The sequence below is a fragment of the Ralstonia chuxiongensis genome, from assembly GCF_024158925.1.
Lineage (GTDB): Bacteria > Pseudomonadota > Gammaproteobacteria > Burkholderiales > Burkholderiaceae > Ralstonia > Ralstonia chuxiongensis.
This window is the reverse complement of record NZ_JAMYWC010000008.1, coordinates 95,961-114,444: the sequence shown is the minus strand read 5'-3', so window position 1 is coordinate 114,444 and position 18,484 is coordinate 95,961. Positions and strand designations below refer to the sequence as shown.

The window sequence follows — 18,484 nt, the reverse complement described above, 5'->3', positions numbered from 1 at the left end:
TTTCGCTCTATGTTGCGCCGCTTTTGGCTGTTTTTTGCGCAAGCCGTCACGGTCGTCCTGGCCGTCTGGTTTGTGATCGCCACGCTCAAGCCTGATTGGCTGCAGCGCGGCAAGGTCGCAGTGCAATCCGGCTCGCCCATCGTCGCGCTTAAGGAAGTCGCTCCGCTCGGCCACGGCGGCACCTCAAGCAACTCCTACGCGGAGGCCGCCAAGGTCGCCATGCCTGCGGTGGTCAACATCTTCAGCAGCAAGAACGCGCCGAAGCGCGGCAATAACCCGCAGGCCAGCGCAGATCCGTGGTTTCGCTTCTTCTTCGGAGACCGCGCCCCGGAACAACGCCAGGAACCCACGGCCAGTCTTGGCTCGGGCGTGATCGTCAGCTCGGAAGGCTACATTCTAACGAACCACCACGTGGTGGACGGCGCCGACGAGATTGAAGTCGCCCTGACCGACGGCCGCAAAGCCAACGCCAAGGTGGTCGGCTCCGATCCCGAAACCGATTTGGCCGTCCTCAAGATCAACCTGCCGAATCTGCCCGCCATCACGCTGGGCCGGCTGGAGAATGTGCGCGTTGGTGACGTGGTGCTTGCAATCGGCAACCCGTTCGGCGTGGGCCAGACAGTGACGATGGGCATTGTCTCCGCCCTGGGCCGCAGCCACCTGGGCATCAACACCTTCGAAAACTTTATCCAGACCGACGCTGCGATCAACCCAGGCAATTCGGGTGGCGCGCTGGTCGATGCCGACGGCAACCTCCTCGGGATCAACACAGCGATCTACTCGCGCTCGGGTGGCTCGCTGGGCATTGGCTTTGCGATTCCGGTGTCGCTGGCCAAGCAGGTGATGGAATCGATCATCTCGACCGGTAGCGTGGTGCGCGGCTGGATCGGCGTTGAGCCGCAGGATGTGACGCCGGAAATTGCCGAGTCGTTTGGCTTGTCCCGCAAGGATGGCGCGCTGATTGCCGCCGTGGTGCAAGGTGGCCCCGCCGACAAGGCGGGCCTGCGCCCGGGAGACATCCTCACCAGCGTCAACGGTGAGCCGATCCTGGATACGACGGCGCTGCTCAACAGCATCGCTCAGCTGCAACCCGGCGCGGAAGCCAAAGTAACGGTGTCGCGCAAAGGCAAGGCGGTGGAACTGACTATCGTCGTCGGCAAGCGTCCGCCGCCGACGCGTCGCAACGTACCGATGCCCTCGCAGGACGACGAAGAACAACAGTAAGCGGCAGGTTTCGGAACACACAAACGGCGGCCAGATGTGCCGCCGTTTTTTTATGCGCGCACGCTTGGCCATCAAGCCAACACGTTGAGGCGGTGGGCCACCTTGATGCGGCCACGCCCGCTCAACAAGCGATCAGACCAACAGAGGTGCGCGACATCGCTGCGAACTGCCTGCGTCACGCTCTGCTGGGGGCGGCGTCGGCGCACCCGGGTGTATGCCGCCACAAGACAGCAAGCGAGACGACTTCCCGCTCGCTTCGCCTGCACTCGCATCATCAACCGAAGCTTGCACATCAAGCCGAGCCATCCTCGGCAGCGTTTCGAGCATGGAGGCACGCTACGGATCGTTCGCACAAAGAAAAACGCCGATCCCTTTCGGAATCGGCGTTTAACCGTTTAATTCGATGCGCCCTTACGAGCGCGTCAAATTAGAACTTGTGACGCAGGCCGACGGTAGCGCCGAACTGGTTGTTGCTGTTGTTCGGGCCCGAGAACACTTGGTTGCCGCCCGTCAGCGTCGTGCCAGCGTAGCCAGTGTCGTTCAGACCCATCACGCCCAGACCCGAGCCGCCGCTGTTCTTAGCATAGGCCACGTTGAAGTAGGCGTCGGTGCGCTTCGACAGAGCGTAGTCGGTACCGACCACGAACAGCCACGGGTTGCCCGTACCGCTGTTCTTGAACTGTTGGTAGTAAGCCGTACCCGTCAGCGACAGAGCCGGAGTAGCTTGGTAACCCAGGCCAGCCCAGTACAGGTTCGAACGCAGGTTGCCGTTGCCAGCAACAGTTGCGTAGTTAGCCTTGTACCAACGGTAGCCAGCGTACAGCTTGGCCGGGCCGAAAGCGTACGTGCCAGCGATCGTGGCGCGTTGTTCGCGGTTGTCGCTACCAACGGTCGTCGAGTTGGTCTGGTCGTACACTGCGCCGATACCCAGCGGGCCGCCAGCGTAGTTAGCACCCAGGCTCCACTCGCGGCCGGTCTTGTTGCTGCCAGCCACTTCGTTGCCGTTGTAGTTGAACGAGTACAGACCGGAGACGCTCAGGCCACCGAACGTGCCCACGTACTTGACGGCGTTGTCAGCACGACCAGCGAAGAACGCGTCTTGCGAGGCCAGCGAGTAACGCGTGGCGATTGCCATCGGGTCATACATCAGCGAGAAGTCATACAGCAGGTTTTGCTGACGACCCAGGGTCAGTTGACCCCACTGGCCTTGCAGACCGACGTAAGCGTTACGACCGAACAGACGGCCACCTTGAGCCGACGTACCCGTGTCCAGGTTGAAGCCGCTTTCCAGGTTGAAGATACCCTTCAGGCCACCGCCCAGGTCTTCAACGCCACGCAGGCCCCAACGCGAGCCCGACAGGCCGCCCGAATCCAGGCCAAAACGCGAGCCGCTCGAACCAGCGGTTGCGCCCGGAACCTTGTTTGCGTAGGTCAGACCAGCGTCGACCACGCCGTACAGGGTCACGGAGGATTGTGCATAGGCGCCACCGGCGGCCAGAGCTGCAACAGCAGCTGCAAACAGTTTCATCTTCATATCGACACTTTCCTTGTCAACTGATTGGGAAATCTTGACTGTCCTTATGGACGACGCAGATACCTCACGTCTGACCGCATTATGTGCCAGCGTTGACTGATTCCGGAAACCCTTTCTGGCTCTGGGCCGCGATTTGCGGCCAAGTTGTTGCTCATGGGCAACACGCGCCAGACCCCGTTAAGAGGGGGGCGCGACCCGCTTTTTGCGCGGTGGCACTGGGGTTGGCGGGCGATTGTCACCCTCTCCCCACCCAACAAATTTGGGGAGTCTGTGACGGTTCTGGATTGTCGCCTTCGCACCACGTTACAGCAAAAGTGATCGCTTATTCTCTTTTTATCGACCGAGTGCTGCGTGCCATCGCTTTAGGAAATCGACACGACGGAGCTGATCTTGATGGGCGAGTAAACCCGGGCCGACGGGAATGGGCCGGTGCGTATTTCCAAGTTCGGCGAGCAGGCGCTTGGCAGTGAGCCCGGTCTCGACGTCCTGGCGCAGCGAAAACAGGAATGCGCGGTCTGCCATCACGCTCTGACCATCACGCGAAAGCATGAAGTCGAGCCAGAGGCGCGCAGCGTTCGGGCGGGCAGCACGCCGCGCGATGAAGGCGACGCGCGTAGCCACCAGCGTGTAGTCGGTGGGCATCTTGATGGCGAGCGCCGGGTTGCGATCGGCGTAGCGCGCGGCGTATGAGCCGATCACGTTGTACGCGAGCAGGCTTTCGCCGGAAGCGACGCGCTCCAGCATCGCGGCCGTGGTGATGTACAGATTGACGTTGACGCCACCCAATGCCTTGGCAACATCCCAGAACACCGGCGTGGTGCGCGCGTCTTCGGCGGCGAAGAGGAAGGCAGAGCCGGAGTGCTCGATGTCGTACGAGGCGACGCGGCCGCGCAGCAAGTCACGATGGCCATTCAGAATGCGGGCGAAGTCGGCGTGGGTGGAAGGGATCAACTCCGCCGGCAACTGGCGCGTGTTGTAGACGAAGACGACCGGCTCGTAGCTCGTGCCGTACGCCTCGTTCTTCCAGATGGCCCATGACGGCAGGTACGGCCGTTCGGGCGATGCGTACGAGAGTGCGTGGCCGTCGTTCACCAGCTTGAACTGCTCGGGCATGGCCGAACTCCAGACCACGTCGGCGCCCGGCGACTTGGCGGCGAATTCAGCGAGGAAACGCCGGTAAATGTCGTCGCTGTTTTGCTCGCGGTAGTCGACGGTGATGCCGGGGTAGCGCGTTTCGAAGGCGCGGATAAGCGGGTACGCGGCGGAGAAATCCGTCGTGGAATACACCGTGACACGGCCTTCGCGACGCGCGGCGTCGATCATCGCGCCGTAATCGCGCGGGTAGTACGACGGCAGCTCCGGCGCCGGACGGGCCAGCCACTGCGCCTGCGCCCCGCGCGCGACGACGCCGCTTGCAGCCAGCAAGGCGGCGGTCTGACATAGCCAACGGCGACGGGAATTGAGGATGGACGACATGCCTGTTGAAGCGCAACTGTGCTGCGCATCAGGTGGACGGTGTGATCGGCGATGTGGCCGAGATCAGGGCGCCACGCATTATCATGAAAAAGTAGCCAGAACGATATTGAGAGACACCCGATGCGGATTTTGCTGGTGGAGGACGAGGAAGAATTGGCCGCATGGCTGGCGCGCGCACTGGCGCAAAGCGGCTTCGTGATCGAGCGCGCGGCCGATGGCGTCATCGCGGAAGCCTTCCTCGGCTCTGGAGAATTTGACGCGGTGGTGCTGGACCTGCGCTTGCCGCGTAAGGATGGCTTTGCCGTGCTGGCCGACATGCGCGCGCGCGACGACCGCACGCCGGTGTTGATCCTCACCGCGCAGGGCGCGCTGGACGAGCGCGTGCGCGGCCTCAATGCCGGCGCGGACGATTTCCTCACCAAGCCGTTCGCGTTGTCCGAGCTGGAAGCGCGGTTGATGGCGCTCATCCGCCGCAGCCGCGGCCGGGCGTTCCCGCGTCTGCGTTGCGGGCCGCTGGAGTTCGACACCGGACGCAAGGCATTCCTGCTGTCCGGCGAGCCGCTGTCGCTCACGCCGCGTGAGCACGCCGCGCTGTCGGCGCTGTTGCACAAGACCGGCCAGCCGATCAGCAAGGTGCATCTGTTCGACAAGGTCTTCAACCTGGACAGCGATTCCAGCCCCGATGCAGTGGAGGTGGTCGTGCACCGCCTGCGCAAAAAGCTGGCGGGCACGGGCGTGCAGATCGTCACCGTACGCGGGCTGGGCTACATGCTCGAAGCCGGCGATGGTGAAACGCCTGCCGCCGGCGATAGCAGCGCATGATGCAGCGGCTCGCCTGGCTTCGGCTGCCGCGCAGCCTGAAACTCACGCTGCTCTGGTTGCTGCTGCCGGGGCTGGTGGGTGTGCTGGCCATCGACATCGTCTCCGCGTACCAGGCACTGCGTAGCGCGACCGATCGCGCGTACGACCGCGCCCTGCTCGGCTCGGTGCGCGCCATCGAGAACGGCGTGACGATCGAGCGCGGGCAGGTCCAGGTCAACGTGCCGTATGTGGCGCTGTCGATGTTCGAATCGACCGCGCAGAGCAATGTTTATTACCGCGTCGCTTTCGAGTCCCTGCCCGGCAAGGCGCCTGAAGCCGCGCTGACCGGCTACGACGATCTGCCGCTGCCCGTCACGCGGCTGGAAAACGACACCCCGCTCTTCTACGACGCGGTGTACCACGACGAGCCCGTACGCGTGGCCGCCGTGGCCAAGCCGCTCTACCAGCCGGGGCTGCCGGCACGCATCGTCATTCAGGTGGCGGAAACCATCGAGACGCGACGCGCGCTGCAACAGGCGGTGTGGCGCGGTACGCTGCTGCGCGATGCGGCGCTGGTGGCGGTCAGCGCCGCGCTGTTGTGGCTCGGCGTGACCGTCGCGCTGCGCCCACTCAATCGCCTGGCGCGCAGCATCGGCGTGCGGGCGTCGGATGACCTGCGTCCGCTCGACGCCACGGACGTGCCTGCCGAAGTGCGCCCGCTGGTCGACGCGATCAATCACCACATTCATCGCTACGCCGAACTTGCAGAGGCGCAAAGCCAGTTCCTTGCCGATGCGTCGCACCAGTTGCGCACGCCGCTGGCCGTGCTGCTCACGCAGGCCGAATACGCGCTGCGCGAAACCGACCCGGCGCGCGTGCGCGAAAGCCTGTCCGCCATCATCGCGCGCCTGCAGTCGACGAATCGGCTGACAACGCAATTGCTCGCCCTCGCCCGCGCACGACATGCCGGACAGGATGCGCCGGCCGAAATCTTTGACTTTGGTGAATTGGCGCGCGACGTGGTGGTAGACGCACTGCCGCTGGCGCGCGAAAAGCAGCAAGACCTCGGGTGGGATGACGGCGGCCTCGCCATGGCGCTGCCCGTCATCGGCTATCCGGCCTTCCTGCGCGAGGCGCTCTCCAACCTCGTGCACAACGCCATCCGCTACACGCCGGCGGGCGGACGCATCACCGTACGCGCCATGGCCGAAGGCGATGCCGCACTGGTCTGCGTAGACGACACCGGGCCCGGCATGAACGCCGACGAGCGCGCACACGCGTTCCAGCGCTTCCGCCGTGCGCACGAGGGCGGAAGTCGCTCGGGTAAACCCAAAGTCGCGCCTAAAGACGCCCGCTACGCCGCCGAAGGTTCGGGCCTCGGTCTGGCAATCGCACGTGCCTATGCTGCGCGTAGCGGCGGGCAAATCGAGCTGGCCGACGGCGAGCCGAACGAGCACGGTGGCGTCGGTTTATCGGCGCGGATTCGCGTGCCGCTGGCGACTGCGGCCGCCCCCTTTGAACATGCTGCGATGCAGCAGCCGCAATGAAAGCGTGGCGAAAGCGCGCGATTTCTATAATCCGCCGCACCTGGGGCCATCCGTCCGAGCTACGAGCAACAAGCCATAAGTAGCCGGCCTCACGCCATCACAAGCAAACAGGAGACAAACTCATGCTTCGTGGACGCTTTACGCCTGCGCACGCCGCTCTCGCTTCGATTGCAGCAACCGCCCTGACCCTCAGCGCCGCCGCCTTCGCACAAGTCCCGGCCGGCTACCCCGCCAGCTATGCCGATACCATTGCCGCCGCCAAGAAGGAAGGCAAGGTGGTGGTGTATGCGACGACCGACACCAAGGCTGCAGATCCGCTGATCAAGGATTTCGAGTCGCTCTACCCGGGTGTGAAGGTCGAGTACAACGACATGAACAGCAGCGAGCTGTACAACCGCTTCATCAGCGAGCAGGCAGCCGGCGGCGCCTCGGCTGACATGATGTGGAATTCGTCGATGGACTCGCAGCTCAAGCTCGCGCAGACCTACGCGATGAAGTACGACTCGCCCGAAGTGCCGAACCTCCCGAAGTGGGCGGTCCACAAGGGCATCGCATACGGCACGACGTATGAGCCGGCCGTGTTCCTGTACAACAAGCGCCTGATCAAGGATTCGGAAGTGCCGCAAACGCACGCCGATTTCGCCAAGCTGGTCGCCAGCCAACCCGAGCGCTTCAAGAACAAGGTCACGACGTACGACATCGAGAAGTCTGCCGTGGGCTTCATGATGGCCGCGCAAGACAATCTGGATTCGCCGCAGTACTTCGACTTCGTCAAGGCGGTGGGCCCGAACCTCGTGCTGCAGTCCTCCACCGGCACGATGATGGAGCGCGTGGCCTCGGGTGAAAACCTGGTGGCGTACAACATCCTCGGTTCGTACGCGATTGCACGCGCCAAGAAGGATCCGTCGATCGGCATCGTCTATCCGAAGGACTACACGCTGGTGGTGTCGCGCGTGGCGATGATCGCCAAGAAGGCGAAGAACCCGAACGCGGCCAAGCTGTGGCTGGACTACATTCTGTCCAAGCGCGGCCAGGAAATCCTCGCCAACAAGTCGGATCTGCACTCGCTGCGTGAAGACGTGACGGGCGAAGCCACCGCCGCCGGCCTGAAGAAGATTCTCGGCAACAGCATCAAGCCGATTCCGGTTGACGAATCGATCCTGGCCTTCCTGGAACCCAAGAAGCGTCTGGACTTCATCAAGCAATGGCGCACCGCCGCCGGCCGTTGATCTGATCCGCTGATCACCGGCACCCCTCTCATCTGACCGACCCGCCGGCGCCATCCGTATCTGGCGCCGGTTCCTCCTGGAGGCACCATGCGTTCTCTAGCGCAAGACCGTGCCGCCGCTCGCCAAGTCACCCTCAAGCGCTCGCCCTGGACGCGTGTGGGACAGGCTTTGCCGCGCGGCGTGGTCATTCTGCTTACCGCGCTGGCGATTTTCACGCCGCTGGCGCTGATCTTCTACCAGAGCTTTCTGTCCGCGCCGTTCTTCATGCCCGACGCGCTGGCGGGGCTGGATGCGTATCGCTTCATCTTTACGGATTCGGATTTCTGGCAGGCCTTTGAGAAATCCACGGCGCTCGCTTTCGGCCTGGCGGTGATCTCGGTACCGCTGGGCGGCATCCTGGCGTTCCTGATGGTGCGCTCGGACTTGCCCGGCCGACGCGTTCTCGAACCGCTGCTGATGATTCCGGTGTTCGTCTCGCCGATGGTGCTGGCGTTTGGCTACGTGGTCTCCGCCGGCCCCGTGGGCTTCTACACCGTGTGGTTCAAGAACCTGTTTGGCGGTGCACCGTGGAACGTGTATTCGTTCACAAGCATCATCATCATTGCCGGCCTGACGCACGTGCCTCACGTGTATCTGTATGTCTCGTCGGCGCTGCGCAGCCTCGGTTCTGACGTGGAAGAAGCCGCCCGTATCGCGGGGGCATCGCCGCTGTCGGTGGCGCTCAACGTGAGCCTGCCGATGGTGCGCCCTGCCCTGCTGTACGCCGCCGTGCTGGTGACGTTCCTGGGCTTCGAGGTGTTCGGCCTGGTGCTCGTGCTGGGCGATCCGGAAGGCCACCTCGTGCTGGCGACGTATCTGTACAAGCTGACGAACAAGCTCGGCACGCCGGCGTATCACCTGATGGCGGCCGTGGCGGTCTGCCTCGTGATGGTGACGTTCCCGCTCGTGCTGCTGCAACGCTACATGCTGAAGTCGGCCAACCGCTTTGTCACGGTCAAGGGCAAGGTCACGCGCAGCCGTCCGCTGCCGCTGGGCAACTGGCGCTGGCCGGCGTGGGCGGTGGTGGTTCTGTGGTTTTTCGTAACGGTGGTGGTGCCGCTCTCGGGTATCGCGCTGCGCGCCTTCGTGTCGAACTGGGGTGAAGGCGTGTCGCTGGTCGAGGCATTCTCGACCACGGCGTTCCAGCAGATCTTCGAGCAGCCGCAGTTCCTGCGTGCGATGGTCAACACGGTACTGATCGGCGTGATCGGCGGCGCGCTGGCGGTGGGCTGCTACACATGCATCGGCCTGGCCATGCACCGCAAGCCGGATGGCTGGACGCGCTTCCTCGATTACAGCGTGCTGGTGCCTCGTGCCATTCCGGGTCTACTGGCTGGCCTGGCCTTCCTGTGGGTGTTTCTGTTCGTGCCGAACTGGATCGAGACCGGCCTGACCGACAGCGGCCTGCCATTCGCCAACTGGATCATCGAGAACATCGTGCCGAGCCTGCGCGACCTGCGCAGCACGATCTTCAGCGTGTGGATCGCCTACACGGTGGTGTGGCTGGCCTATGGCCTGCGCTTGATCTCGGCCGCGCTGCTGCAAGTCGGTCCGGAGCTGGAAGAAGCCGCGCGCTCGGTGGGCGCCACCCGTGCCCGCACCACGCGCGACGTGACCGTGCCGCTCACGCGCTACGGCCTGCTGGGCGCTTGGCTGCTGATCTTCCTGATTTTCGAGCGCGAGTATTCGACCGGCGTGTACCTGCTGTCGCCGGGCACCGAGACGATCGGCTCGATGCTGGTTTCCCTGTGGGCGGGCGGCGCCATCGATATCGTTGCCGCGCTGTCCTTCGTCAATATCGTGCTGGTGGCCGTCGGCCTCGGCATCGCACTGCGTTTCGGAGTGAAGCTCCATGATTGAACTCACTGTCAACGACCTGCACCTGCAATACGGCAACAACCCGGTTCTCAAGGGTGTCTCGATGCAGCTGCAGAAGGGCGAGGTCGTCTCGCTGCTGGGCCCGTCGGGTTCGGGCAAGACCACGTTGCTGCGTGCTGTCGCCGGCCTCGAGCAAGCGAGCCAGGGCACTGTCCAGATCGGCGATCGGGTCATGTTCGACGGCGCCAAGAAGCTCGACGTGCCGGCCGAAGGGCGCAACCTGGGCCTGGTGTTCCAGTCGTACGCGCTGTGGCCGCACAAGACCGTGTCCGAGAACGTCGCCTACCCGCTCAAGCTGCGCAAGACGCCTGCCGCGCAGATCAAGGAACGCGTGCAAGCGGTGCTGCAGCAACTGGGCCTCGGCCATCTGGGCGAGCGTTTCCCGAGCCAGCTCTCCGGCGGCCAGCAGCAGCGCGTGGCCATCGCCCGCGCGCTGGTCTACAACCCGCCCGTGATCCTGCTCGACGAGCCGCTCTCGAACCTCGACGCCAAGCTGCGCGAAGAAGCCCGCGCCTTCCTGCGCGAGCTGATCGTGCGCCTGGGCCTTTCGGCCCTGATGGTCACGCACGACCAGAGCGAAGCGATGGCCATGTCCGATCGCATCCTGCTGCTGAACAATGGCGTGATCGAACAGCAAGGCACGCCCGAGCAGATGTACGGCGCGCCCGAAACACTCTTCACCGCCGAGTTCATGGGCAGCAACAACCGCATCAACGGCAAGATCGCCGAAGTGCGTGACGGCATGGCCCGCTTGGTGGACGAGACTGGCGGCTGGTCGCTGTGGGGTGTGGCGCGCGGTGATTTGAAGCCCGGTGCATCAGCGCACGGCGTGATCCGCCTCGAGCAGGTGCGCGTGGGTGTCGACAACGCCGACAACACCATCCACCTGCCGCTCGCAACACGCATGTATCTGGGCGATCGCTGGGAATGCCTGTTCCGCGCCACCGACGACAGCGGCGCGACCGGCACAGGGCTGCGCGCCTACTCCGCCAGCGCCCCGAGCGACGGCAAGTACGCACTGACCTTCCCGCGCGAACAGTTCTGGCTGTACGCGGCTTGAGGCAACAGCAGCAACTGCGGATTCATCGGCAACAAAAAAGGCAGCCTCGGCTGCCTTTTTCTTTGGCTGACGCTGGGTCGGCGAGTCAGTCCTTCACCACCGGCAAGTGCTCAGGATTGTTCTCCGCAGCCGTGGCCTGACGCAGGAAAATTGCCGCCAAGATCAGCCCCAGCTCGTACAGCAACCACAGCGGCACGGCCAACAGTAGCTGCGACATCACATCCGGAGGTGTTACGACCGCGGCAATCACGAACGCCCCCACGACCACGTATGGCCGCGCCTGCCGCAGCTTATCCAGGCTCACGATGCCAAAGCGCACCAGCACCATCACCACCACCGGCACCTCGAAGGTGATGCCGAAGGCAAGAAACGTGGTCATCGCAAAGCTCAAATACTTGTCGATGTCGGTCGACATCTCGGCTCCCAGCGGCGCGTTGTAGTGCGCCATCACCTTGAACACCGTTGGGAAGACCAGGAAATACGCAAACGCCACACCGCACAGGAACAGCACATAGGTGCTCACGACCAGCGGCATGATCATCCGCTTCTCGTGCGTATACAGCCCTGGCGCCACAAAGCGCCAGATTTGGTACAGCACCCACGGCAGTGCAATCAGGAAGGCGGCCAGCAGCGTCACCTTCATCGGCACGAAGAACGAGCCGGTGACGTCAGTCACGATCATGTGACCGTTCTTGGGCAACGCCTGGATCAACGGCCGCGAGAACAGGTTGAAGATATCCGGCGCCCAGTAGACCAGGCCCAGAAAGACCAGCAGCACGCCTGCACCTGCCTTGACGATGCGCTCGCGCAGCTCGACCAAGTGCGAAATGAAGGTTTCCTGCGCGCCGTCCTCGGGCGACTCTTGCGGATCGAGCGGAGCGGCACTCATGTCGGGTAGGAAAAAGGGAAGTCAGGACGCGGCACCGCAGAAACGGCCCGCGCCCGAAAAATCATTCGAAGAAGGAGCGCGCACGCGACTGTGCGGCAACGATGGGCGGACGATGACGCTTGACGCGTGCCGCACCCGATTGCGCCCACATGCGCACGCCTTGCTTCTGGCGGTACCACTTGGGCATCGAGAGTTGCTTGTTGCGCCAGCTGTTGCGGCCATTGCGCGACTTGCCCGGTGCCGGGCGCCAGTCTGGAGCGGAGGTCGCCGTTTGCGCGGGATCACCAAGCGCCTCGTTCAGGCGTTCGTTGATCTCGGTCGTGTGCTTGCTGACCTCCTGGTGGATGGTCTGCTCGACATTGCGCGCGGCCTGCTCGAAGTCGGTGCGCATCTTGCGCAACTCCTCAAGCTCGATTTCGCGGCTGACCTCGGCCTTCACGTCGGCGATGTAGCGCTGTGCGCGGCCAAGCAACGCGCCAGCGGTGCGCGCCACCTTGGGCAGACGCTCCGGCCCGATGACGACGAGCGCCACCATGCCAATCAGCGCCAGCTTGGAAATGCCGAGATCGATCATCGGTCAGCGCGCGCCGGTTCAGCCTTGCTTGGACTTGTCGCGCGCTTCGACGTCGATCGTCGTCGCATCGTGCAGCTCGCGCGGCGGCTGGCCGGCGGTCTGTTGCGGTTGTTGCGAATCTGCGGGCTTGTCTTCCTGCCCTTCGCGCATGCCGTCCTTGAAGCCCTTCACGGCGCTACCCAGATCCGAACCGATGTTGCGCAGCTTCTTCGTGCCGAACACCATCATGATGATGACCAGCACGATCAGCCAATGCCAAATGCTAAAGGAACCCATGTCCTACTCCCACGTAAATACGGCTGGTGGCGTCGCAACGGTGGCGGCGCCATTGGTTGATTTTACGGATTTGCGTACATCGGTTTGCTGTCATTCAGATACAGCCAACCTTTCACAATACGATACAGCATCCAGATGCCCAGAGCCCACAGGACGGCAAAGCCGATGAAGGCCACGGGAATGAGCAGCACGCCGATCACACCCCACAGTACGCACCACCAGAACGAACGGATTTGCCAACGGAAGTGCGACTCATACAGCGTGCCCCGCACATCGTCGCGCTTAACATACCCGACGATGATGGCAATCAATGCGGTGATACCGCCGGTCAGCCAAAAAATGGCGTAGAGCGCATACAGAATATGCGTCAGGCGACGCAGTCCGGCTAGGCGCTCCGCGTCGTCCGTCACCACCATTGCCGCTCCGTATTTGTCCACGCTGCCTCCCTGCGACGATTCGTCACCGTAGTCAGTCACCCGCCGCGTCGCGCGCCTGCGACTTGCGCAGCGCCTTCTCTTCCAGACCGGAAAGCCCTTCGCGGCGCGCCAGTTCACTGACGACGTCGTCCGGCGTGAGGTTGAAGTGCGACAGCAACACCATGGTGTGGAACCAAAGGTCGGCCACTTCGTAGACGACCTTGCTGCGCGCCTCGTCGGTCATGCCTGCGGCGCGGGCGTCCTTGGCGGCCATGACCGTCTCGGTGGCCTCTTCGCCGATCTTCTTGAGGATGGCATCGTCGCCCTTGTTGAACAGGCGGGCGATGTAGCTCTTTTCCGGGTCGCCGCCGTTGGCGAGCTTGCGGGATTCGAGCACCTCGCCCAGGCGGCGCAGGGTGTCACTCATGATTGTGGCCGGGCTTGCCGGCGTAGATGTCGTCGGGGCTCTTGAGCACGGGCTCGACGGTGTGCCAGTCGCCGTCCTCCACATTGCCTTCGAACTTCTGGAAAAAGCACGCGTGGCGCCCAGTATGGCAGGCGATGCCACCGATTTGTGTGACGCGGAGCAAGACTACGTCTTCGTCGCAGTCCAAACGGATTTCGTGCACCTTCTGGATGTGACCGGACTCCTCGCCCTTGTGCCACAAGCGCTTGCGCGAGCGCGACCAGAACACGGCCTCGCCGGTTTCCACGGTCTTCTGCAGCGCCTCGCGGTTCATAAAGGCGAACATCAGGACATCATTGCTGCCCTGCTCCTGCACGATCACAGGCACCAGGCCGTTGTCGTCCCAGTGGACCTTGTTCAGCCACTTCTTGCTCATAGTCCGATCCGTACTGGGATGCCATGCTCCGCCATGAATTGCTTGGCCTGGCCGACGGTGTATTCGCCGTAATGGAAGATGCTGGCGGCCAACACCGCATCGGCGTGACCTTGCTGGATGCCGTCTGCCAGATGCTGCAGGTTGCCGACGCCACCTGAGGCGATGACCGGCACCGGCACTGCGTCCGACACGGCGCGCGTGAGTTCCAGATCGAAGCCGGCCTTGGTGCCGTCCCGGTCCATGCTGGTGAGCAGGATTTCGCCGGCGCCACGCTGCGCCATTTCACGTGCCCACGCCACGGCGTCCAAGCCCGTGCCTTTGCGGCCGCCGTGCGTAAAGACCTCCCAGCGCGGCGCCTCGCCTTCGCCCGACACCTTCTTCGCGTCAATGGCCACGACAATGCACTGCGCGCCATGGCGGGCGCTGGCGTCCGAAACCAGTTGCGGATTCGACACAGCCGACGAGTTCATGCTGATCTTGTCCGCACCGGCATTGAGCAGCCGGCGCACATCTTCCAGCGCGCGCACACCGCCGCCCACCGTCAGCGGAATGAACACCTGCGAAGCGACTGCTTCGATGATGCCCAGCATCAGGTCACGCCCGTCCGACGTGGCCGTGATGTCGAGGAAGGTGATTTCGTCGGCGCCCTGCTCGTCGTAGCGGCGTGCGATTTCGACGGGGTCGCCTGCGTCGCGCAATTCGACGAAGTTGACGCCCTTGACCACCCGGCCGTTGGTCACGTCCAGGCAGGGGATGATTCGTTTGGCTAGCATGATGAGTCGGGCGCCGGAGCGCCCGTTGTGCACGGCTGGATCAACGATCAGGCCGCGCCGAGTTTGTCCGCGAGGGCTTGCGCTTCCTTGAAGTTCAGGTCGCCGGAGTAGATCGCGCGACCACAGATCACGCCCTCCACGCCATATTCTTCGACCGCGCAAAGATGGTCGATGTCCTTCAGGTTCGACAGGCCGCCACTGGCAATGACCGGAATCTTCACCGACTGCGCCAGCTTGACGGTGGCATCGATGTTGATGCCCTGCAGCATGCCGTCGCGGCCGATGTCTGTGTAGATGATGCCTTCGACGCCGTAGTCTTCGTACTTCTTAGCGAGGTCAACGACTTCGTGGCCGGAGAGCTTGCTCCAGCCGTCGGTCGCCACCTTGCCGTCCTTGGCGTCGAGCCCGACGATGATGTGGCCGCCGAACGCCGTGCATGCGTCCCGCAGAAAGCCCGGATCCTTGACCGCCGCCGTGCCGATGATCACGTACGACAAACCATCGTCGAGCCAGCGCTCGATGGTGCCCAGATCGCGGATGCCGCCGCCGAGTTGCACGGGAATCTCATCGCCCACCTCGGCGAGGATGGCTTTGACGGCCGCCTCGTTACGCGGCTTGCCCGCGAAAGCGCCATTCAGATCGACAAGGTGCAAGCGGCGCGCACCCTGCTCGACCCAATGCCGCGCCATGGCTGCAGGGTCTTCCGAGAATACGGTGGCTTGATCCATATCGCCTTGTTTGAGGCGCACACACTGACCGTCCTTCAGGTCGATGGCCGGGATGAGCAACATAAGCGTGACGACAGAGTTGAGGGGAAAAGATTAAAAAGGGCGAAAAATGGATTCGATTGCGACGCCACGGCGGGTGTCACGGATTCCAGTGCACGAAGTTCCGGTAGATCTGCAGGCCGGCTTGCGCACTTTTTTCCGGGTGAAACTGTGTTGCAAAAATATTATCCCGGGCGATGGCGGAGGTAAACCGCACGCCGTATTCGGTCTCTCCGACCGATTCGTCGGCGTTGGCAGGCCGGGCGTAGTAGCTGTGCACGAAATAGAAGTAGCTCTGATCCGCCACACCTTCCCATAGGGCGTGGGCACGACTCTGGTGCACGCGGTTCCAGCCCATCTGAGGCACTTTGTACCGTGAACCGTCCGGCTGCAACTGGCCGTCCAGGTCAAAGCGGACCACATCGCCTTTGATGAGGCCCAACCCTTCGGTGTACTGCTGCCCCGGGCGCGCCTCGGCGCTGCGCTCGAGCAGCATCTGCTCGCCCACGCACACGCCAAGCATCGGCTTGCTGCGCGATGCCTCCAGCACAGCGTCACGCAAGCCGGACTGGTCGAACGCGGCCATGCAATCGGGCATGGCGCCCTGCCCCGGCAGCACCACGCGGTCGGCCGAACGAATTTCATCCGCTTGCGCACTGATGCGCACATCGGCCTCTGGAGCAACGGCCATCAAGGCTTGCGCTACCGAGCGCAGATTGCCCATGCCGTAATCGACGATTGCGATCTTAGTCATGACTTAACTTAGGCCCTAAGTACGGGCAACAGGGTTTTCAGCCCGTCAACAATGAATTCCACGGCCAGCGCCGCCAGGATCAAGCCCATCAACCGTGTGCCGACGTTGATGCCGGTGCGACCGATCACACGGGCGATCGGCTCGGCCGCGCGCAACACGATCCAGACCACGACTGCGATCGCAACACCGACCCCAGCCAGGAGAAACAGGTCCCACCAATGCTTGGTCTTGCCGGCATAGACGATGACCGTGCTGATCGAGCCTGGGCCCGTGAGCAGCGGAATCGCCAGCGGCACAACGGCAATGCTGGCCTTGGCACCGGCCTCGTCCTCTTCTTCGGGCGTGGCCTTGGTGCGGCTGGTCTGCGCATTGAGCATGTTCAGCGCGATCATGATCATGATGATCCCGCCGCCGACCTGCAGCGAACCAACCGAGAACCCGAAAAAGCTGATGATCTGCTCGCCGAGCAACGCCGACAGACCAATCACGATCGCCACCGAAATCGACGCGACCTTGATGGTGCGGCGCTTCTCTTCATCCGTCTGGCTCTCGGTCAGGCTGATGAAGAACGGGATCGCCCCGATCGGGTTGATCAGCGCGAGCAGCGAGAAAAAGCTTTTTGTCAGATCCATCGGATCGGCGGCCGGTTTGGGAGTCGGGTAGGCGCGGCCAGGCCGACGCGGTGATTTACAGGGCGCCCTTGGTCGACGGAATCGTGCCGGCAGCGCGCGGGTCGATCTCCACCGCCATGCGCAGCGCGCGTCCAAAGGCCTTGAACACGGTCTCGATCTGGTGGTGCGCGTTGACGCCGCGCAGGTTGTCGATATGCAGCGTCACGCCGGCATGATTGACGAACCCGCGGAAGAATTCGATGGACAGGTCCACGTCAAAGCTGCCGACGCGCGCGCGCGTGAACGGCACGTGGAACTCCAGGCCCGGACGGCCGGAGAAATCGATAACCACGCGCGACAGGGCTTCGTCCAGCGGCACGTAGCTGTGGCCGTAGCGCACGATGCCCTTCTTGTCGCCGATGGCTTTGGCGACGGCCTGGCCCAGCGTGATGCCGACGTCTTCCACGGTGTGATGATCGTCGATATGGGTGTCGCCGGTGGCCGAGACGTCCAGGTCGACCATGCCGTGGCGGGCGATCTGGTCGAGCATGTGGTCGAGGAAGGGGACGCCGGTGTTCAGCGTTTGCTTGCCCGTGCCGTCCAAATCAAGGGCGACGCGGATCTGCGTTTCAGAGGTGTTGCGAGTGACCTCGACACGGCGGCTCATGGGGCTTCCTGCATCGATGCGGCAAAGGCATCGATAAATTGCGCGTTTTCTTCGGGATTGCTGACCGTCACGCGCAGACAGTTGGCCAACAACGGGTGCATTTTACTGACGTTTTTAATCAGAATCCGCCGATTGAGCAGGCGCTCGAACAAAGCGGCGGCATCGGGCACGCGCAGCAGGATGAAATTTGCCGCGCTCGGGAAGACCGTCACACCCGGTTGGGCCGACAGCGCATCGATCAACTTGGTGCGCTCGGCGCGCAGGGTCGCTGCCTGGGCATCCAGTACATCCACGTGTTCGAGCATGAACTGGGCAGTCGCCTCGGTCAGCACATTCACGTTGTACGGCGGACGCACCTTGTCCAGCTCGGCGATCCACTTCGGGTGGCCGGCCACGTAGCCAAGGCGGATGCCCGCCAGGCCCAGCTTCGAGACCGTGCGCATCACCAGAAGGTGATCGAAATCGCGCAGGCGCGGCATCCAGCTATGTTGCGCAAACGGCTGGTAGGCCTCGTCGACCACCACCAGGCTCTGGCACACCGGGCCGCGAGCGGCGCGGATGATCGCGTCCATGTCGGCCGCGTCGAACAGGTTGCCGGTCGGGTTATTCGGATACGCCAGGTAGATGACGGCGGGCTGGTGCTCGGCCATGGCGGCCAGCATGGCCTCACGGTCGAGCGTCAGGTCCGCCTTGAGTGGCACGCCGACGAATTTCAGGCCCAGCAACTGCGCCGACATCGCGTACATTACGAAACCCGGCACGGGCGCCAGCACGGTCGCGCCTGGCTTTGCCGCCGCAATGGCGATCAGGCTGATGATCTCGTCCGAACCGTTGCCGAGCAGTACCTCGGCGCCGGCCGGCACGTGCATCACCTGCTTGAGCTGCGCCTTGAGCGCGTCGGCGGTCGGCACCGGGTAGCGATTGAGCGCGACTTCGGCCAAGCGCTTGCCCAACGCGTCGCGCAGCATCGCCGGCAGCGAATACGGGTTCTCCATCGCGTCCAGCTTGACCATGCCGGTCGCGTCGGGCACGTGGTACGCACCCATGGCGCGAACGTCGTCGCGCACGATGCGGGCGAGCAGGTCATCCAAAGAGGCTTTTGCCGGAGCGGTGGCGGTCATCGTTGT

20 protein-coding genes are annotated in these 18,484 nt (G+C 63.5%); 6 read left to right on the top strand and 14 right to left on the bottom strand.

The annotated features are described in order from the left end of the window. Positions 1–9: 9 nt before the first annotated feature. Entirely contained in the window at positions 10–1,224 is a 1,215-nt protein-coding gene (locus NKG59_RS23360) for a Do family serine endopeptidase (protein ID WP_253541911.1), read from the top strand. 427 nt (positions 1,225–1,651) lie between these two features. On the opposite strand, the gene NKG59_RS23355 is transcribed toward NKG59_RS23360, so the two are convergent. Together NKG59_RS23355 and NKG59_RS23350 are read right to left on the bottom strand one after the other, a co-directional pair. Next, positions 1,652–2,758 carry a porin gene (locus NKG59_RS23355; protein ID WP_045203059.1) on the bottom strand — a complete coding sequence of 369 codons (1,107 nt, stop codon included), beginning with the start codon at positions 2,756–2,758 and terminating at the stop codon, positions 1,652–1,654. Between the two features lie 333 nt (positions 2,759–3,091). Further along, the gene (locus NKG59_RS23350) at positions 3,092–4,234 is read right to left on the bottom strand and encodes an ABC transporter substrate-binding protein (RefSeq protein WP_253541910.1); all 1,143 of its coding nucleotides are present in this window, start codon (positions 4,232–4,234) and stop codon (positions 3,092–3,094) included. Positions 4,235–4,354: 120 nt separating this feature from the next. On the opposite strand from NKG59_RS23350, the gene NKG59_RS23345 reads away from it, so the two are divergent. The 5 genes from NKG59_RS23345 (at position 4,355) to NKG59_RS23325 (ending at position 10,788) form a co-directional block, all read left to right on the top strand. Then, on the top strand, positions 4,355–5,056 hold the full coding sequence (locus tag NKG59_RS23345) for a response regulator (protein WP_045203057.1): 702 nt from the start codon (positions 4,355–4,357) through the stop codon (positions 5,054–5,056). Next, positions 5,053–6,582: a sensor histidine kinase gene (locus NKG59_RS23340; RefSeq protein WP_253541908.1), complete on the top strand. Its 1,530-nt coding sequence runs from the start codon at positions 5,053–5,055 to the stop codon at positions 6,580–6,582. Before NKG59_RS23345 ends, NKG59_RS23340 begins: the two co-directional genes overlap by 4 nt. Positions 6,583–6,704: 122 nt before the next feature. Beyond that, a complete protein-coding gene (locus tag NKG59_RS23335; protein ID WP_045203055.1) occupies positions 6,705–7,811 on the top strand; it encodes an ABC transporter substrate-binding protein in 1,107 nt (368 codons plus the stop codon). A gap of 87 nt (positions 7,812–7,898) precedes the next feature. Then, on the top strand, positions 7,899–9,710 hold the full coding sequence (locus NKG59_RS23330; RefSeq protein ID WP_253541906.1) for an ABC transporter permease: 1,812 nt from the start codon (positions 7,899–7,901) through the stop codon (positions 9,708–9,710). Then, on the top strand, positions 9,703–10,788 hold the full coding sequence (locus NKG59_RS23325) for an ABC transporter ATP-binding protein (RefSeq protein WP_045203053.1): 1,086 nt from the start codon (positions 9,703–9,705) through the stop codon (positions 10,786–10,788). The genes NKG59_RS23330 and NKG59_RS23325 overlap by 8 nt, the downstream gene beginning before the upstream one ends. Before the next feature lie 85 nt (positions 10,789–10,873). Here the strand turns inward: NKG59_RS23325 and tatC are convergent, their stop codons facing one another. From tatC to hisC, 12 genes are all read right to left on the bottom strand, one after another. Next, on the bottom strand, positions 10,874–11,677 hold the full coding sequence (tatC, locus tag NKG59_RS23320; protein ID WP_045203052.1) for a twin-arginine translocase subunit TatC: 804 nt from the start codon (positions 11,675–11,677) through the stop codon (positions 10,874–10,876). A 61-nt stretch (positions 11,678–11,738) separates the two neighbouring features. Then, positions 11,739–12,251 (bottom strand): Sec-independent protein translocase protein TatB, encoded by a 513-nt coding sequence (gene tatB / locus NKG59_RS23315; RefSeq protein ID WP_045203051.1) that lies wholly within the window; start codon positions 12,249–12,251, stop codon positions 11,739–11,741. Positions 12,252–12,269: 18 nt separating this feature from the next. Beyond that, a complete protein-coding gene (gene tatA / locus NKG59_RS23310) occupies positions 12,270–12,527 on the bottom strand; it encodes a Sec-independent protein translocase subunit TatA (RefSeq protein WP_253541904.1) in 258 nt (85 codons plus the stop codon). A 62-nt stretch (positions 12,528–12,589) separates the two neighbouring features. Beyond that, positions 12,590–12,964, bottom strand: coding sequence for a DUF4870 family protein (locus NKG59_RS23305; RefSeq protein ID WP_092975887.1), 375 nt, complete (start codon positions 12,962–12,964; stop codon positions 12,590–12,592). Between the two features lie 31 nt (positions 12,965–12,995). Further along, on the bottom strand, positions 12,996–13,370 hold the full coding sequence (locus NKG59_RS23300; RefSeq protein ID WP_024977831.1) for a phosphoribosyl-ATP diphosphatase: 375 nt from the start codon (positions 13,368–13,370) through the stop codon (positions 12,996–12,998). Beyond that, complete coding sequence (gene hisI, locus NKG59_RS23295; protein WP_253541903.1) at positions 13,363–13,785, bottom strand: phosphoribosyl-AMP cyclohydrolase; 423 nt, start codon at positions 13,783–13,785, stop codon at positions 13,363–13,365. The genes NKG59_RS23300 and hisI overlap by 8 nt, the downstream gene beginning before the upstream one ends. Further along, complete coding sequence (gene hisF / locus NKG59_RS23290) at positions 13,782–14,558, bottom strand: imidazole glycerol phosphate synthase subunit HisF (RefSeq protein WP_045203049.1); 777 nt, start codon at positions 14,556–14,558, stop codon at positions 13,782–13,784. Before hisF ends, hisI begins: the two co-directional genes overlap by 4 nt. A 47-nt stretch (positions 14,559–14,605) precedes the next feature. Continuing rightward, positions 14,606–15,349 (bottom strand): 1-(5-phosphoribosyl)-5-[(5-phosphoribosylamino)methylideneamino]imidazole-4-carboxamide isomerase, encoded by a 744-nt coding sequence (hisA, locus tag NKG59_RS23285; RefSeq protein WP_045203048.1) that lies wholly within the window; start codon positions 15,347–15,349, stop codon positions 14,606–14,608. A 76-nt stretch (positions 15,350–15,425) separates the two neighbouring features. Further along, a complete protein-coding gene (hisH, locus tag NKG59_RS23280; protein ID WP_045203047.1) occupies positions 15,426–16,079 on the bottom strand; it encodes an imidazole glycerol phosphate synthase subunit HisH in 654 nt (217 codons plus the stop codon). 8 nt (positions 16,080–16,087) lie between these two features. Beyond that, positions 16,088–16,711, bottom strand: coding sequence for a MarC family protein (locus NKG59_RS23275; protein WP_004634603.1), 624 nt, complete (start codon positions 16,709–16,711; stop codon positions 16,088–16,090). 55 nt (positions 16,712–16,766) lie between these two features. Continuing rightward, entirely contained in the window at positions 16,767–17,357 is a 591-nt protein-coding gene (hisB, locus tag NKG59_RS23270) for an imidazoleglycerol-phosphate dehydratase HisB (protein ID WP_045203046.1), read from the bottom strand. Beyond that, positions 17,354–18,478: a histidinol-phosphate transaminase gene (gene hisC, locus NKG59_RS23265; RefSeq protein ID WP_253541902.1), complete on the bottom strand. Its 1,125-nt coding sequence runs from the start codon at positions 18,476–18,478 to the stop codon at positions 17,354–17,356. Before hisC ends, hisB begins: the two co-directional genes overlap by 4 nt. Positions 18,479–18,484 lie beyond the last annotated feature (6 nt).